A 16,009-nucleotide genomic window follows, 5' to 3' on the forward strand; every position below is an offset into this window, starting at 1 on the left:
GAAAGGAAGTGGCCAGCCACCCCCATCCCTCCCCCCCCCACCCCCCGACCCCGCTTCCCCCCCCTTGGGCTGTGCCCCTGTTTTTTTCTTCCCCGCCCCCGCCCCCAGACCGGGGGAGAGCGCAGACCGAGGGGATGACCATGAAGTTCGGATACAAGCTGTCCGCCGAGGGCTTCGGCCCGAAGGAGCTCATCCAGCAGGCGGTGCGGGCCGAACAGGCCGGCTTCGACTTCGTCGAGATCAGCGACCACTACCACCCGTGGCTGGACGTGCAGGGCCACTCGCCGTTCGCCTGGACCGTGCTCGGCGCCATCGCCGCGCGCACCGAGCGGATCGGCCTGGCCACCGGCGTGACCTGCCCGACCGTGCGGTACCACCCGGCGATCATCGCCCAGGCGGCCGCGACGCTGGCGATCGTGTCGGACAACCGGTTCACCCTGGGCATCGGCGCGGGGGAGCGGCTCAACGAGCACGTCGTCGGGCAGGGCTTCCCCAGCGTGCGGGGCCGGCACGAGCGGCTGCGCGAGGCGCTGGAGATCATCAAGCTGCTCTGGCAGGGCGGCTACCAGTCGTACGAGGGCAAGCACCTGCAGCTGGAGGACGCCCGCGTCTTCGACCTGCCGGATGAGCTCCCGGTGATCGCCGTCGCGGCCGGCGGCAAGAGTGCGGCCGCGATGGCGGCCGAGCTCGGTGACGGGCTCTTCGCCACCGAGCCGCGCGCCGACCTGGTCGAGAGCTACACCACCGCCGGCGGGTCCGGTCCTCGCTACGCCGAGGTGCCGATGGCCTGGGCGCCGACCGAGGAGGCCGGGGTGCGGGAGGTCCTCAAGACCACCCGGTGGGCGTTGACCGGCTGGAAGGTGATGAGCGAGCTGCCGAACCCGGTGAACTTCGACGCGGCGTCGCAGACGGTGCGCGAGGAGGACGTCCGCGGCCAGTTCGCGCTGGGCCCGGACGCCGAGCCGTACGTGGCCGCGGTGAAGAAGTACACCGAGGCGGGCTTCGACCACATTGTCCTGCAGAACGCCGGCCCGGACCCCGACGGCTTCATCGACTTCTTCCAGAAGGACCTGCACGACAAGCTCCAGCGCCTGTGAAGCTTCCCGTTTCGTCCCGGGCCGGTGCGGGTAGGCCGCTGCGATGATCAGCGAAGTCACCGTCGTGGTGGCCACCCGTAACCGGCGCGCCCGGCTGTTCGAGACCATCCCGCACCACGAGGGCCCGGTCATCCTGGTCGACAACGGATCCGACGACGGCAGTCCCGAGGCCATCGAGGCCGCTTTCCCGCAGGTCACCGTGGTGCGCCTGGACGAGAACAGGGGAGCCGCGGCCCGCAACGTCGGTGTGGAGCTGGCTCGCACCCCGTATGTCGCTTTCGCGGACGACGACTCGTACTGGGAGCCGGGCTCGCTCGCCGGCGCCTCCGTGATGCTGCGGGACCATCCGCGGGTCGGGCTGCTCAGCGCCCGGGTCCTGGTCGGGCCGCAGTCCCGCGTCGACCCGGTCTCCGAGGCCATGGCCGCCGCGCCGCTCGGGGTGCCCGAAGGGGCGCCCGGACCGGCCGTGCTGGGCTTCCTGGCCTGCTCGGTCGCGGTCCGGCGGGAGGCGTTCCTCCAGGTGGGGGGCTTCAACCCCAAACTGCACGTGTACGGCGAAGAAGCCCTGCTGGCCATGGACCTGGCCGCCGCCGGCTGGCTGCAGACCTACGCGCCCGAGCTGACCGTGCGCCACCTGCCGCTGCCGGCCGGCCGGGACAACGGCGCCCGGCACCGCATCGAGGCGCGCAACCGGGTCCTCACCGCTCTGCTGCGCCGGCCGCCGGCCGTGGTCGCGCGGACGGCGGTATCGGCCTGGCGGGACGATCGGCGGGGTGTGGCCGACGCCGCGCGCCTGCTCCCGTGGGCGCTGCGCCGGCGCCGGCCACTCCCGGACACTGTGGAGGACGCCTTGCGGGTCCTCGCGATCCAGTAGGCATCACCACCCGTTCGGCGGGGCCTCCAGGTGGACCGCCTTCATGACGGTCATCTCGTCGAGCAGTTCGGGGCCGTACCCGAAGCCCTGCCCGCTGCCGCCGCGCGGATGCGCCGCACCGCCGGGAGCGCCGCCGAAGACCGCGTTGACCTTGACAGTGCCGACCGGCAGCTCCCGCCAGGCCTGCTGGGCGTGGCTCATCGAGCCGGTCAGCACCGTCGCGGCCAGCCCGTACGGTGATTCCGCGGCCCGGGCCAGTGCCTCGCTGAACGAGTCGACGACGACCACCGGGGCGACCGGGCCGAAGGTCTCCTCGCGCAGCACGGCCATGTCGTCGGTGCAGTCGGCCAGCACGGTCGGCGGGTAGTAGGCGCCCGGCCCGTCCGGCACCTCGCCGCCGGCGAGCACCCGCGCGCCGTCCTGCACCGCCGCGCTGACCTGCGCGTGCACCGCCTCGCGGAGCCGGGTGTCGACCAGCGGCCCGATGTCGCCCGCCCAGGTCTTCGCCTGCTCGGCCAGCTCGCGCAGGAACGCGTCGGCGATGTCGCGGTGGGCGTAGATCCGTTCCACGGCGACGCAGATCTGCCCCGAGTTGGCGAAGGAACCGAGCGCCGCCTGCTGTGCCGCCCACGCCGGGTCGACGTCCGCGTCCACGATCAGCGGGTCGCTGCCGCCGTTCTCCAGCAGTGCTTTGGCGCCGGTCGTCGCGCAGGCCGCCGCGATGGCCCGGCCCGTCGCGGTCGAGCCGACGTGCGCGACCAGGTCCACCTCCGCCGACGCGAGTGCCGCCCCGACCGTGCCGTCGCCGCTGAGCAGCGAGAACACTCCGTCCGGGAAGTGCGGGGCCAGAAGCTCGGCGAGGCGCCGGCCGGTGGCCGGGGTGCGCTCGCTCGGCTTGTACACGACCGTGTTGCCGGTCACCAGGGCGGCGCCGAGCAGGCCGCACGAGACAGCGACCGGGTCGTTCCACGGCGTCACCACCGCCACCACCCCGCGCGGCCCGTACGCCATCAGGTCGATCGCCTCGTCGTTGCCCGCCAGCGTCCGGCCCCGATGGGTGGGTCCGAGCTCGGCGTACTGGCGCAGGGTGCCGACGCCTGCGCCGATCGAGTCCTTCGCGCCGTCGACCGGCTTGCCCATCTCCGCGTTCATCAGCTCGGCGAGCTCGTCCGCGGCGGCCTCGACCGCGTCCGCCGCCGCGTGCAGGGCAGCCGCCCGGGCGCCCGCCGCGGTCCGGCTCCAGACGGGGGCGGCGTCGCGCGCGGCCTTCACCGCGGCGGCCACATCGGCCTCCGAGGCGACCGCGACGCTGGTCACGGGAGTGCCGTCCGCGGGGTTCAGTACGGTCAGCCGGCCGCTCCCGCTGCCGGGTGTCCAATTTCCACCGATGAGTTGTCCGACGTCATGCATGTCTCGCCGGTTGCCCCTCAGCAGGCTCCGCAAACGCGGCGCCGTTCTTTATCAGTGCAGGTCGCAGGGCTCTGAAGAAGTGCTGAAGAAGTTGTGAAGAAGTCAGTGATCTAGCGAATAACTCCAAAAGGCAGGGGTATCCGGGGCGCCATGCGTGTCCTCGGTATCAATGCGATCTTCCACGATCCGGCAGCCGCCCTGGTCGTCGACGGCCAGGTGGTCGCCGCCGCGGAGGAGGAGCGGTTCAGCCGGCGCAAGCACGGCAAGCGGCCGGTGCCGTTCTCCGCCTGGGAGCTGCCCGAGCTCGCCGCCGCCTGGTGTCTGGAGAGCGCCGGCCTCAAGCCCGGCGACCTGGACGCGGTCGCGTACTCGTTCGATCCCGGCCTGACCCGCGACGCCGCCGAGCTCGGCCTGGCCGACCCGTGGGACCACCTGCGCGTCGACTACGCCCGGCGGGCGCCGCAGTTCCTCGCCGCCGCGCTGCCCGGGCTCGACCCGGAGCAGGTCCGTTTCGTCCCGCATCACGTGGCGCACGCCGCCTCGGCCGGCCTCGCTGTCGAGGAGGACAGCGCCGTGCTGGTCCTCGACGGGCGCGGTGAGGTGGCCAGTCACCTGTCCGGCGTCTACCGTGGCGGCGAGCTGACCGTCCTCGCCGGACAGGGCCTGCCGCACTCGCTCGGCCTGCTCTACGAGGACCTGACCCGGCACCTGGGCTTCCTGCACTCCAGCGACGAGTACAAGGTGATGGCGCTGGCCTCGTTCGGCACGCCGAAGTTCCTGCCGCTGCTGCGCGAGCTGGTGCACGCCAACGACGACGGCGGCTTCACCGTCGAGCGCATCGACTGGTCCGCGCTGGCCAAGGCCCGCAGCGCCGACGGCGAGATGACCGACGCGCACGCCGACCTCGCCTCCAGCGTCCAGGCCCGGCTCGAGGAGGTCATGCTCGACCTGGCCCGCTGGACGTACGACGCCGCCGGTGGCCCGAAGACGCTGACCATGGCCGGTGGCACCGCGCTCAACTGCGTGGCCAACGCGCGGATCGCGGCGCAGGGCCCGTACGAGCGGGTTTGGGTCCAGCCGGCCGCCGGTGACTCCGGCACCGCCCTGGGCGCCGCGCTGAGCATCTCCCGCGAGGCCGGTCCGGTCGTGCCGTTCACCGGTGCCGACCTGGGCCGGGGCTGGAGCGACGAGGAGCTCGAGGCCGAGCTGCAGCGGGCCGCCCTGCCGTACACCCGGCCGGAGTCCATCGCCGCCGAGGCCGCCCGGGTGCTCGCGGACAACGGCATCGTGGCCTGGTACCAGGGCCGCAGCGAGTACGGCCCGCGCGCCCTCGGGCACCGCTCGCTGCTGGCCCACCCCGGTGACCCGGACACGCAGACCCGGATGAACAACGTGAAGGGCCGCGAGCAGTTCCGCCCGATCGCGCCGATGGTGCGGGCCGAGCGCTTCGCCGACATCTTCGACGGCGTCTACCCGAGCCCGTACATGCTCTTCGTGCACCAGGTGAAGCCCGAGTGGCGGGACCGGATCCCGGCCGTCGTGCACGTCGACGGCACCGCCCGGGTGCAGACCGTGCACACCGAGACCGAGCCGCTGGTGGCCGAGATGCTGGCCGAGTTCGAGCGGCTCTCCGGCCTGCCGGTGGTCGTCAACACCTCGCTGAACACGGCCGGGCGGCCCATGGTGGACACTCCGCGCGAGGCGATGGAGCTGTTCGGCTCCGCCCCGGTGGACCTGCTGGCTCTCGGGCCGTTCGCGGTGCACCGCGCCGCGGCCTTCGGGGGCGGCCGATGACCGGAGTCTCCGTCGTCGTCCCGACCCTCGGCCGGCCCAGCCTCACCGCCCTGCTGAGCGCCCTGGCCGCCGGGGCCCCGGCCCCGCTGCCGGTGGAGCTGCTGCTGGTCGACGACCGCCCGGACCCGGCCGAGGAGCTCGAGCTCCCGGCGGGCGTCGACGCGAAGATCCTCACCGGCCGGGCCGCCGGTCCGGCCGCCGCCCGCAACGTCGGCTGGCACGCCGCGAGCCACGAGTGGGTGGCGTTCCTCGACGACGACGTGCTGCCCGATCCGGACTGGTTCGTCCGGCTGGCCGCCGACCTCACCGGCGCTTCCGCGTCGACCGGGGGAGTGCAGGGCCGGCTGCGCGTGCCGCTGCCGGCGGACCGGCGGCCGACCGACTGGGAACGGGTCACCGCGGCGCTCGCCGACGGGGCGTGGATCACCGCCGACATGGCGTACCGGCGGGCCGCGCTGGAGGCCACCGGTGGTTTCGACGAGCGGCTGCCCCGGGCCTTCCGCGAGGACGCGGAGCTGGCGTACCGGGTCCGGTCGGCGGGCTGGGACCTGGTCCGGGGCTCGCGTACGGTCACCCACCCGGTCCGTCCCGAGGACCGCTGGGTCAGCGTGCGCACCCAGCGCGGCAACGCCGACGACGCGCTGCTGCGCCGCCTGTACGGCCCGGGCTGGCGCGGCAAGCTCGACATCCCGCCCGGTCGCCGCCCCCGGCACCTGGCCGTCACCGCCGCCGGCACCCTCGCCGCCGGTGCGCTGGCCACCGCGCTGCTCACCAGGCGACGTGGGGCGCTGACCGTGGCCGCCGCCGCGGCGTCCGCCTGGGGTGCCGGGACCGCCGAATTCGCCGCCGCCCGGATCAAGCCCGGTCCCCGGGACCGCCGGGAGGTGGTCACGATGCTCGCCACCAGCGCCGCGATCCCGCCCGCCGCTGTCGCGCACTGGTTGCGCGGCTGGTTCCGATGGCGGGGCGCGCGTCCGCTGGAGACCGCGCTGTGACCGCTCTCTTCGATGCCGTCCTGTTCGATCGGGACGGCACTCTCATTACCGACGTTCCGTACAACGGCGACCCGGCCCTGGTCGAGCCGATGCCGGGGGCCCGGGCCGCCCTGGACCGGCTGCGGGCCGCCGGTCTGCGGCTGGGCGTGGTGACCAACCAGTCCGGCCTGGCCCGGGGTCTGTTCACCGCGGAGCAGCTCACCGCGGTCAACGCCCGGGTCGAGGAGCTGCTCGGCCCGTTCGACACCTGGCAGGTGTGCCCGCACGACGACACCGCGGGCTGCGCCTGCCGCAAGCCCGCCCCCGGCCTCGTGCTCGGCGCCGCGCAGGCGCTGGGCACGACCCCGGCGCGCTGTGTCGTCGTCGGTGACATCGGCCGGGACATGGTCGCCGCCGGGGCGGCCGGCGCCACCGGGATCATCGTGCCGACCGCCGTGACGCTGAGTCCCGAGGTCGCCGCGGCGCCCGCCCGAGCCGCCGACCTGACCGGTGCCGTCGACCTCATCCTCGAGCGTCAGGCGCTGGTCACCCCGCGCAAGCCGCGCCGGCCCGGCGGCACCGTGCTGGTCGTGCGGTCCGACTCGGCCGGGGACGTGCTGCTCACCGGGCCGGGCATCCGGGCCGTCGCGGCCGGCGCCGACCGGGTCGTGCTGCTCTGCGGGCCGCGCGGGCGGGCCGCGGCCGAGCTGCTGCCCGGCGTGGACGAGATCATCGAGACCCGGCTGCCGTGGATCGACCCACAGCCGGCGCCGGTCGGGCCGGACTTCGCCGGTGAACTGGTCGCCCGGCTCGCCGCTGTCGGCGCCGACGAGGCCGTCGTCTTCACCTCGTTCCACCAGTCCGCCCTGCCGCTGGCGTTGCTGCTGCGTACGGCCGGGGTCGCGCGGATCACGGCGATCAGTGACGACTATCCCGGCTCGCTGCTGGACGTGCGGCACCGCGTACCGGTGGGGGTGCCCGAGGCCGAGCGCGCCCGCTCGGTCGCGGCAGCCGCCGGTTTTGCTTTGCCGGACGGTGACGACGGCGCCCTGCGGGTGCGGGTGGACGCGCCGGAGGCCGCCGGTGACTACGTTGTCGTGCACCCCGGCGCCTCGGTCGACGCCCGGGCCTGCCCGCCGGAGACCATGCGGGCGATCGTCGTCACGCTGGAACGCGCGGGACACCGGGTGATCGTGACCGGCGGCCCGGACGAGCAGGAACTGGCCGCCTCCGTGGGCACGCCGGCCGGCGCGACCAGCCTGGCCGAGCTGACCCGGCTCATCGCCGGGGCGTCCTGTGTGGTGGTCGGCAACACCGGCCCGGCCCACCTCGCCGCGGCCGTCGGCACCCCCGTCGTCAGCCTCTACGCCCCGACCGTCCCCTTCGGCCAGTGGGGCCCGTACCGGGTGCCCTACGTGCGCCTCGGTGATCCCGCCGCGGCCTGCCGCGACACCCGCGCCGCCGTCTGCCCCGTGCCGGGCCACCCGTGCCTGACCCGGATCGACCCGGCCGAGGTCGTCACCGCCGTACGCCTGCTCGGTGTCCCCGTTCCCGTCATCAGTGAGGTAGCCGCGTGAACATCCTGCTCTGGCACGTGCACGGTTCCTGGACGACCTCGTTCGTCCAGGGCAAGCACCGCTACCTCGTGCCCGTGAACGCCGCCCGCGACGAGTGGGGCCGCGGCCGGGCCCGCACCTTCGCCTGGCCCGCCTCCGTCGAGGAGGTCGACCTGGCCGACGTGCGCGACGTGGACGTCGTCGTGCTGCAACGGCCCGAGGAGCTCGACCGGGTCGCGCACCTGGACGTGCCGAAGATCTACGTCGAGCACAACACCCCCAAGGGCGACGTGCCCAACAGCCGGCACCCGATGGCCGACCGGGACGACCTGGTGGTCGCGCACGTCACCCACTTCAACGAGCTGTTCTGGGACGTCGGCGGCACCCGGACCACGGTGATCGAGCACGGCATCGTCGAGCCGGCCGCGCGCTGGACCGGCGAGCTGGACCGCTTCGCGGTGGTCACCAACGAGCCGGTCCGGCGCAACCGGGTCACCGGCACCGACCTGATGCCCCGGTTCGCGGCGGTGGCCCCCCTGGACGTGTACGGCATGGGCGTCGCCGGCCTGCACCTGGACGGGGTCACCACCTACGACGACCCGCCGCAGGCCGCGATGCACGCCGAGATCGCCCAGCGGCGGGCGTACCTGCACCTGTGCCGGTGGACCTCGCTGGGCCTGAGCCTGATCGAGGCCATGCAGATCGGCATGCCGGTGCTGGCGCTGGCCACGACCGAGGCGATCGCCGCCGTACCGGACGACGCCGGCGTGCTCGCCACCCGCGTCGACACGCTCGTCGACGCCGCCCACTGGCTGATCGAGGAGCCGGAGCAGGCCCGCCTGCTCGGCGCCCGGGCCCGCCAGGTGGCGCTGGCCCGCTACGGCCTGGACCGGTTCCTCGCCGACTGGGACCGCTTGCTGGAGGAGGAGACATGCGCATAGCGATGATCTCGGAGCACGCCAGCCCGCTCTCCGCCCTCGGTGGCGTGGACGCGGGCGGCCAGAACGCGCACGTCGCCGAACTCGCCGCCGCCCTGGTGGAACAGGGCCACGAGGTGCGGGTGTACACCCGGCGGGAGAGCCCGGACCAGCCCCGGGTGGTCCCGGCCAACGGCTTCCAGGTCGTGCACGTGCCGGCCGGACCGGCCACCGTGCTGCCCAAGGACGACCTGTTGCCGTTCATGGGTGACTTCGCCGAGTGGATGGCCGCCGACTGGCGTGAGCACTGGCTGCCGGACGTCGTGCACGCGCACTTCTGGATGAGCGGGCTGGCCGCCGTGACCGCCGGGCGGGCCTGCGACGTGCCGGTCGTGCAGACCTATCACGCGCTCGGCTCGGTCAAGCGCCGCCACCAGGGCGCCGCGGACACCAGCCCGGCGCACCGGGTGGCCTACGAGCGCCAGCTCGGCCGGGTCGTCGACCGGGTCGTCGTGCAGTGCCAGGACGAGATCCGCGAGCTGATCCGGCTCGGCGTGCCGCGCTCGCGGATGGCGCTGGTGCCCTCGGGCGTCAACACCGACCGGTTCCGCCCGGACGGCCCGGCCGAGCCCCGCGACCCGGACGCGCCGCGGATCATCACGGTGGGCCGCCTGGTCGAGCGCAAGGGTTACGAGGATCTGATCCGTGCGATGCCGGCCGTGCCCGGCGCCGAGCTGGTCATCGTCGGGGGACCGCCGGACGGCTCGGTCGACGACCACCCGTACGCCCGCAAGCTGCGCGCCCTCGCCGAGCGCAGCCGGGTCGGCGACCGGGTCCGGCTCGCCGGGGCCGTGGCTGCCGCCGACATGCCGCGCTGGTACCGCTCCGCGGACCTGCTCGCCGCCACCCCCTGGTACGAGCCCTTCGGCCTGACCCCGCTGGAGGCCATGGCCTGCGGGGTGCCCGTGGTCGCCACCGCCGTCGGCGGCCTCACCGACACCGTGGTCGACGGGATCACCGGCGACCTGGTGCCCGCCCGGGACCCACGGGCGCTCGCGTCGGCGCTGCGCCGGCTGGTCACCGATGAGGTGCGCCGGTTCTCCTACGCGGCGGCCGCCGTGGACCGGGCCACCCACTCCTACTCCTGGCGGCACGTGGCCCTCCGGCTCGTCGCCGTCTACGCCGCTGTCACCGGCCGCGCCGTGGCCGAGGACCAGACCCGAGAGGCAGTCGCCTGATGGACCTCCTGGACGAACACCTCACCGGTATGGCCGCGGCGCTGCTGCCGTACCGCGCGGCGGCCGCCGACCGGCTGGCCCGCTGGGGCGGCGAGCTCGCCCGGCACCTGGGCCACGGCGGCCGCTTGCTGGTCGCCGGCAACGGCGGCAGCGCGGCCGAGGCCCAGCACCTCGCCGCCGAGCTGGTCGGCCGGCTGCGCGACGAACGGATGCCGCTGTCGGCGATCGCGCTGACCCCGGACTCGTCGGCGGTCACCGCGATCGGCAACGACTACGGCTTCGACGAGATCTTCGCCCGCCAGGTCCGCGCCCACGGCCGCCCCGGCGATGTCCTGCTGCTGCTGTCGACCAGCGGCCGCAGCCCGAACCTGCTCACCGCCGCGGACGCCGCCCGGGAGATCGGCGTGCGCACCTGGGCGATGTGCGGCCCGGGCCCGAACCCGCTGGCCGACGCCTGCGACGAGGCGCTGTGCTGCCCGTCGCCGGACTCCCAGGTGGTCCAGGAGCTGCACCTGATCTCGGTCCACGTGATGTGCGAATACCTGGACCGGGCACTGCCGGTGGTGCTGGGAAAAGCACCGGCGCGACCCGTGCGGCGCATGCAGCCGGTGCTGGCGTCATGAACGGGCCGCTGCTGGTCATTGTGGGTGACACCCTGCTCGACCGGGATGTCGAGGGGACGGTGCGGCGGGTCGCGCCGGACGCGCCCGCCCCGGTGCTGGACGAGGAGTCCGTCACCGACCGGCCCGGCGGCGCCGGCCTGGCCGCGCTGCTCGCCGCCGGTCAGGGCCACGACGTTGCCCTGGTCACCGCGATCGCCGACGACGACGCCGGGAGCCGGCTCTGCGAGCTGCTCACCGACGCCGGCATCGCGGTCTACCCGCTGCCGCTGGCCGGTGCGACCGCCGAGAAGGTACGGCTGCGCGCCGACGGCCACGTGCTGGTCCGCCTCGACCGCGGCGGCGCCCCGGTGGCACCGGGCGACCCGAGCGAGGCAGCCCTCGAGGTGCTCAAGGAGGCCTCGGCGATCCTGGTCAGCGACTACGGCCGCGGCGTGGCCCGCAACCCCCGGCTGCGCGCCGCGTTGCAGGAGGCCAAGGCGCCCGTGGTCTGGGACCCGCACCCGAACGGGCCGGCCCCGGTGCCCAACGTGCGGCTGGTGACCCCGAACGAGGCCGAGGTCCGCAAGCTCGCCGACGACGCCGGCTCCGGGCCGATGCTGAGCACGGTGCACCGCGCCGGTCAGCAGTTGCGGCAGCGCTGGCGGGCCGGTGCGGTCGCCGTGACCGTCGGCGCGAACGGTGCGGTGCTCTGTCACGCCGGGCCGACCCCGCTGGTCGTGCCCGCCCCGAGCACCGCCGACGGGGACACCTGCGGTGCCGGTGACCGGTTCGCCGCGACCGCCGCGCTGGCCCTGGCCTCGGGCGCGCTGGTCTCCGAGGCGGTCCAGCAGGCGGTGACCGCGGCGACCGAGTACGTGGCGGCCGGCGGCGTCACCGTCGCTCTTGCCCCGCCCGCGGACAAGCCCGATCGGCAGACCGAGGAGGCGAGCCGGGTGATCGCCCGCGTCCGCGCCCAGGGCGGCACGGTCGTGGCCACCGGCGGTTGCTTCGACCTGCTGCACATCGGTCACCTGGCGACCCTGCAGGCCGCCCGCAAGCTGGGCGACTGCCTGGTCGTCTGCCTCAACTCCGACTCCAGCGTCGCCGCCCTCAAGGGCCCCGACCGGCCGCTCACCGGCCAGGGCGACCGGGCCCGGCTGCTCGCCGCCCTCGACTGCGTGGACGCCGTCGTGGTCTTCGACGAGCCGACGCCGGAGGCCGTGCTGGCCCGGCTGCGCCCGGACATCTGGGTCAAGGGCGGCGACTACGCCGACGGCGGGCCGGACCTGCCCGAGGCCGAGCTCATGCACCGCTGGGGTGGCCAGACGGTCATCGTGCCGTACCTCGACGGCCGTTCCACCACCAGGACCATCGCCGCCGCGCGCGGCCATTCGGAAGGAAACTCATGACCGACGCTGTCATCGTCACCGGCGGATCCAGCGGCCTGGGCGCCGCCGTCGTGGACGCCGTGCTCAAGGCCGGCGGCCGCCCGTTCGTCATCGACCGGCAGCCGCCCGCCGAGGGCGTCCCGTGGGTCGAGTGCGACCTGGCCGACACCCGGGCCGCCGAGGCCGCCACCCGCGAGGTCATCGCCCAGGCCGGCGGCAGCATCGACGGGGTGGTCACCGCGGCCGGCATGGACGTGCCCGGCGCGCTGGCCGACATCCCGGGCGAGACCTGGGACCGGATCGTCATGATCGACCTGCTGGCCACCGCCGCGGTCATCCGGGCGGCCGTCCCGGCGCTCAAGGAGTCGCATGGCACCGTCGTGACCGTCGCCTCCACGCTGGGCATCAAGGCGGTCGGCGACGCCACGGCGTACTGCGCCGCGAAGTTCGGCGTCGTCGGCTTCACCCGCTCGCTCGCCGCCGAGCTGGCCGGACAGGTCGGTGTCACGCTGCTGATCCCCGGTGGCATGCGGACGAAGTTCTTCGACGACCGCGACGAGCAGTACAAGCCCGGCCCGGACGCGATCCTCAACGACCCGGCCCACGTGGCCAACGCGATCATGTTCGCGCTGACCCAGCCGGCCGGCAGCGCTGTGCGGGAGCTCATCGTCGCGGCCGAGCAGGAGACGTCGTACCCGTGATCCTGGTGTTGCGCGCCCTCGGCGTCGGCGACCTCGCCGCGGGCGTGCCCGCCCTGCGGGCACTGCGGGCCGCGTTCCCGGACCGGACCCTGGCGCTGGCCGCACCGGCCTGGCTGACGCCGCTGATCGAGCTGATCGGCGGCGTCGACCGGATCGTGGCCACCGAGGGCCTGAACGAGTTGCCGGACCTGCCGGCGCCGGAGCTGGCGGTCAACCTGCACGGCAGCGGCCCGGAGTCGCACCGGCTGTTGCAGGCGTCGCGACCCGCGCGGATGTGGGCGTTTGCCAACGCCGACGCGGGGCATCTCGACGGCCCGACCTGGGCCGAGGAGGAGCACGAAGTGCGACGCTGGTGCCGGCTGCTGAGCCATTACGACGTACGGGCCGATCCCGGCGACCTGTCCCTGGCCGTGCCCGGGGTCGACGGGCCGCGCGGGGTCACGATCGTCCATCCGGGCGCGAAGTCCCCGGCGCGCCGCTGGCCGCACTTCGCCGCGGTCGCCCGGGCTCTGGCCGAGCGGGGTCACGACGTGGTGGTCACCGGCTCGGCGGGGGAGCGGGAGCTCGCCCTGTCGGTGGCGCGGGACGCCGGCCTGCCGCCGACTGCCGTGCTGGCCGGGAACACCGGTCTTGACGAGCTCGCCGCGCTCGTCGCCCACGCGCGGCTGCTGGTCAGTGGGGACACGGGCATCGCGCACCTGGCCACCGCGTACCGGACGCCGTCGGTCGTGTTGTTCGGGCCGGTGCCGCCGCGCCGCTGGGGGCCGCCGCCGGACCGCGCGTACCACCGGGCGATCTGGCACGGCACCCGGGCCGAGCGGGGCGACACCATGGACCCCGGGGTGCATCCCGCTCTGTTGCGGGTGAGCGTCGACGAGGTGCTCGCGGCGGCCGGCGAGGCGGAGAAGGCGCGCCATGCGTTTGCGGCGTAGCGACCTGACCAAGCCCGGCTACGGCCGGCGCCGCTCCGGCAAGGGGTTCCGCTATCTCGACACCGACGGCACCACGACGCTGCGGGACGAGGACGCCGTCACCCGCATCAAGGAACTGGTGATCCCGCCCGCGTGGACGGAGGTGTGGATCAGCACCGATCCGCGCGGGCACATCCAGGCCACCGGCCAGGACGCCGCCGGGCGCAAGCAGTACCTCTACCACCCGGAGTGGCGCACGGCCCGCGACGAGAAGAAGTTCGAGCACGCGCTGGAGATCGCCGAGCGGCTCCCGGAGATGCGCTCGCGGCTGTGCACCGACCTCAGCGGGCGGGGCCTGACCCGCGAGCGGGTGCTGGCGGCGGTGGTCCGGCTGCTCGACATGGGCATGTTCCGCGTCGGCAGCGACCAGTACGCCCGCCGCGACGAGGACCCCTCCTACGGCCTGTCCACCCTGCTGCCCGAGCACGTCCGGGTACGGGGTGGCTGCGTGGTGCTGGAGTTCACCGGCAAGTCCGGGGTCGAGCACGCCAACCCGGTCGGGGACGGCGAGGTCTGCCAGGTGCTGCGTGACCTCAAGCGGCGCCGGCGGGGGGCGCAGCGGCTGTTCGCGTACTGGGATCCGGCCGGGCGGCGGTGGCGGGACCTCCGGGCCGACGACATCAACGCGTACCTGCGGGAGATCAGCGGTGAGGAGATGACCGCGAAGGACTTCCGGACCTGGCACGGCACGGTCAAGGCCGCCGAGGAACTGGCTGCCGCCGGGCCGCAGAAGACGAAGACCGCCCGCAAGAAGGCCGTCTCGCACGCCATGAAGGAGGTGGCGGAGATGCTCGGCAACACCCCGGCGGTGGCCCGCAGCTCGTACGTGGACCCGCGCGTGGTGGAGGAGTTCGAGAAGGGCCGGACCGTGCCGCAGGACGAGCCGGTCGAGCAGGCAGTGCTGGACATGCTCTCGGACTAGTTTCGCGCCGTGGCCCGCGGGAACTTCGATGGTATGCCCGCACGCGAGAACCTGCCGAGCACCATCAAGCGGTCGCCGCGCAAGGCCCAGGACACCTACGCGGAGACCCTGGACAGCGCCGTCGAGCAGTACGGCGACGGCGAGCGCGCGCACCGCACCGCCCTGTCGTCGCTCAAGCACTCGTTCGAGAAGGTCGGCGACCACTGGGAGCCCAAGGAACAGCGCGGCCCGAGCGACGCGCAGGCCGAGGGTGGTGTCGACACCGACCGTCCCACGGCGGGCGGCGTCGACGCCAACGCGAGCAAGAAGCACCTGCTCGAGGTGGCCAAGCGGCTGGACGTGACCGGTCGCTCCCGGATGACCAAGGCCGAGCTGGTCGAGGCGATCGGCAAGGCCAACGACGCGGCCAGCCGGCGCGCGCTGAAGGCCGAACGCGACGACTGATCATATCTGGGATAGCATCCCGGATATGAGAGAAGCCCTGGACGAGCGGCTGGCGTCCCGAGTCGCCGAGCTGCGGGTCGCGCGCGGCTGGTCGCTCGACGACCTGGCCGGCCGCACCGGCGTGAGCCGTTCCACGCTGTCCCGCCTCGAACGGGGCGAGATCAGCCCGACGGCCTCGCTGCTCGGCAAGCTCTGCACCGCGTACGGCTGGACGATGTCCCGCCTGCTGGCCGAGGTCGAGGCCGAGCCGCCGGCCGTGGTCCGCGCCGCGGACCAGGCGCTCTGGCGCGACGAGTCCGCCGGCTTCACCCGCCGCAGCGTCTCCCCGCCACACGCGGGCCTGCGCGGCGAGCTGATCGAGGGGGTCCTCGAGCCCGGCGCCGACATCTCCTACGACGCGCCGCCGGTGACCGGCATGGAGCAGCACGTGTGGGTGCTCGACGGCCGGCTGGAGCTGACCGACGACCGCACCCCGCACCGCCTCGACGCGGGGGACTGCCTCCGGTTCCGGCTCTGGGGCCCGACCCGCTTCCACAACCCCGGTCCGGGCCCGGTCCGCTACGCCGTCTTCGTGGTGCTGCCATGACCGTCACCCGGCTCACCGGCGACGACTTCGCCGCTCACCTGCCGGCCCTGGCCGACCTGCTCGTCGACGCGGTGGCCGACGGCGCCTCCGTCGGTTTCCTGGCCGGCTTCGACCACGCGGCGGCCACCGCCTGGTGGCAGTCACGCGCCGGCGCGGTCGCGGCCGGCAACCTCGCCGTGTGGATCAGCAGCGGTCCGGCCGGCGTCACCGGCACGATCAGCCTGGCGTACGCGGAGAAGCCCAACGCCCGGCACCGTGCCGAGGTGATCAAGCTGGCCGTGCGCCGCGACGCGCGGGGCCACGGCCTCGGCCGCCGGCTGCTCGTCACCGCCGAGGAGGCAGCCGCCGCCTCCGGGATCACCCTGTTGCTGCTCGACACGGAGACGGCCAGCGCGGCGGAACGGCTCTACGAGTCGGCGGGCTGGCACAGGTACGGCATCGTGCCCGACTACGCGGCCGACCCGGCGGGCGAGCTCCAGGACTGCAGTTTCTTCTACAAGAAGCTCGGCTGATTGTCGGGAATCCGCCTTTCCAC

At 74.3% G+C, this 16,009-nt stretch carries 16 protein-coding genes; 15 read left to right on the forward strand and 1 reads right to left on the reverse strand.

What is annotated here, in order from left to right; all coding sequences use genetic code 11:
- Positions 1-140: 140 nt before the first annotated feature.
- Both ACZ6S4_RS43655 and ACZ6S4_RS43660 read left to right on the forward strand, forming a co-directional pair.
- On the forward strand, positions 141-1,097 hold the full coding sequence (locus tag ACZ6S4_RS43655) for a TIGR03557 family F420-dependent LLM class oxidoreductase (RefSeq protein ID WP_465480528.1): 957 nt from the start codon (positions 141-143) through the stop codon (positions 1,095-1,097).
- 43 nt (positions 1,098-1,140) lie between these two features.
- Positions 1,141-1,971: a glycosyltransferase family 2 protein gene (locus ACZ6S4_RS43660; protein ID WP_465480529.1), complete on the forward strand. Its 831-nt coding sequence runs from the start codon at positions 1,141-1,143 to the stop codon at positions 1,969-1,971.
- Between the two features lie 3 nt (positions 1,972-1,974).
- On the opposite strand, the gene ACZ6S4_RS43665 is transcribed toward ACZ6S4_RS43660, so the two are convergent.
- On the reverse strand, positions 1,975-3,381 hold the full coding sequence (locus ACZ6S4_RS43665) for an aldehyde dehydrogenase family protein (protein WP_465480530.1): 1,407 nt from the start codon (positions 3,379-3,381) through the stop codon (positions 1,975-1,977).
- Between the two features lie 150 nt (positions 3,382-3,531).
- Between ACZ6S4_RS43665 and ACZ6S4_RS43670 the strand changes: the two genes are divergently transcribed.
- The 13 genes from ACZ6S4_RS43670 to ACZ6S4_RS43730 are packed head-to-tail and all read left to right on the forward strand — an operon-like array spanning position 3,532 to position 15,986.
- Positions 3,532-5,175 carry a carbamoyltransferase family protein gene (locus tag ACZ6S4_RS43670; RefSeq protein ID WP_465480531.1) on the forward strand — a complete coding sequence of 548 codons (1,644 nt, stop codon included), beginning with the start codon at positions 3,532-3,534 and terminating at the stop codon, positions 5,173-5,175.
- Positions 5,172-6,170, forward strand: a complete 999-nt coding sequence (locus ACZ6S4_RS43675) for a glycosyltransferase family 2 protein (protein ID WP_465480532.1) — start codon at positions 5,172-5,174, stop codon at positions 6,168-6,170. Before ACZ6S4_RS43670 ends, ACZ6S4_RS43675 begins: the two co-directional genes overlap by 4 nt.
- Positions 6,134-7,726, forward strand: coding sequence for an HAD-IIIA family hydrolase (locus ACZ6S4_RS43680; RefSeq protein ID WP_465480533.1), 1,593 nt, complete (start codon positions 6,134-6,136; stop codon positions 7,724-7,726). The genes ACZ6S4_RS43675 and ACZ6S4_RS43680 overlap by 37 nt, the downstream gene beginning before the upstream one ends.
- Positions 7,723-8,646 carry a glycosyltransferase gene (locus tag ACZ6S4_RS43685; protein ID WP_465480534.1) on the forward strand — a complete coding sequence of 308 codons (924 nt, stop codon included), beginning with the start codon at positions 7,723-7,725 and terminating at the stop codon, positions 8,644-8,646. Before ACZ6S4_RS43680 ends, ACZ6S4_RS43685 begins: the two co-directional genes overlap by 4 nt.
- On the forward strand, positions 8,637-9,860 hold the full coding sequence (locus ACZ6S4_RS43690; RefSeq protein WP_465480535.1) for a glycosyltransferase: 1,224 nt from the start codon (positions 8,637-8,639) through the stop codon (positions 9,858-9,860). Before ACZ6S4_RS43685 ends, ACZ6S4_RS43690 begins: the two co-directional genes overlap by 10 nt.
- Positions 9,860-10,483, forward strand: a complete 624-nt coding sequence (locus tag ACZ6S4_RS43695; protein ID WP_465480536.1) for a D-sedoheptulose-7-phosphate isomerase — start codon at positions 9,860-9,862, stop codon at positions 10,481-10,483. The genes ACZ6S4_RS43690 and ACZ6S4_RS43695 overlap by 1 nt, the downstream gene beginning before the upstream one ends.
- The gene (locus ACZ6S4_RS43700; protein ID WP_465480537.1) at positions 10,480-11,871 is read left to right on the forward strand and encodes a PfkB family carbohydrate kinase; all 1,392 of its coding nucleotides are present in this window, start codon (positions 10,480-10,482) and stop codon (positions 11,869-11,871) included. Before ACZ6S4_RS43695 ends, ACZ6S4_RS43700 begins: the two co-directional genes overlap by 4 nt.
- Positions 11,868-12,551 carry an SDR family oxidoreductase gene (locus ACZ6S4_RS43705; RefSeq protein ID WP_465480538.1) on the forward strand — a complete coding sequence of 228 codons (684 nt, stop codon included), beginning with the start codon at positions 11,868-11,870 and terminating at the stop codon, positions 12,549-12,551. Before ACZ6S4_RS43700 ends, ACZ6S4_RS43705 begins: the two co-directional genes overlap by 4 nt.
- Complete coding sequence (locus ACZ6S4_RS43710) at positions 12,548-13,483, forward strand: glycosyltransferase family 9 protein (protein WP_465480539.1); 936 nt, start codon at positions 12,548-12,550, stop codon at positions 13,481-13,483. Before ACZ6S4_RS43705 ends, ACZ6S4_RS43710 begins: the two co-directional genes overlap by 4 nt.
- A complete protein-coding gene (locus ACZ6S4_RS43715) occupies positions 13,467-14,444 on the forward strand; it encodes a DNA topoisomerase IB (RefSeq protein WP_465480540.1) in 978 nt (325 codons plus the stop codon). Before ACZ6S4_RS43710 ends, ACZ6S4_RS43715 begins: the two co-directional genes overlap by 17 nt.
- A 33-nt stretch (positions 14,445-14,477) precedes the next feature.
- Positions 14,478-14,888: a ChaB family protein gene (locus tag ACZ6S4_RS43720; RefSeq protein WP_465480541.1), complete on the forward strand. Its 411-nt coding sequence runs from the start codon at positions 14,478-14,480 to the stop codon at positions 14,886-14,888.
- A gap of 25 nt (positions 14,889-14,913) precedes the next feature.
- A complete protein-coding gene (locus ACZ6S4_RS43725) occupies positions 14,914-15,474 on the forward strand; it encodes a helix-turn-helix domain-containing protein (RefSeq protein ID WP_465480542.1) in 561 nt (186 codons plus the stop codon).
- On the forward strand, positions 15,471-15,986 hold the full coding sequence (locus tag ACZ6S4_RS43730; protein WP_465480543.1) for a GNAT family N-acetyltransferase: 516 nt from the start codon (positions 15,471-15,473) through the stop codon (positions 15,984-15,986). The genes ACZ6S4_RS43725 and ACZ6S4_RS43730 overlap by 4 nt, the downstream gene beginning before the upstream one ends.
- Positions 15,987-16,009: the final 23 nt, after the last annotated feature.

It is taken from the genome of Actinoplanes sp. NPDC051405, from assembly GCF_055586185.1.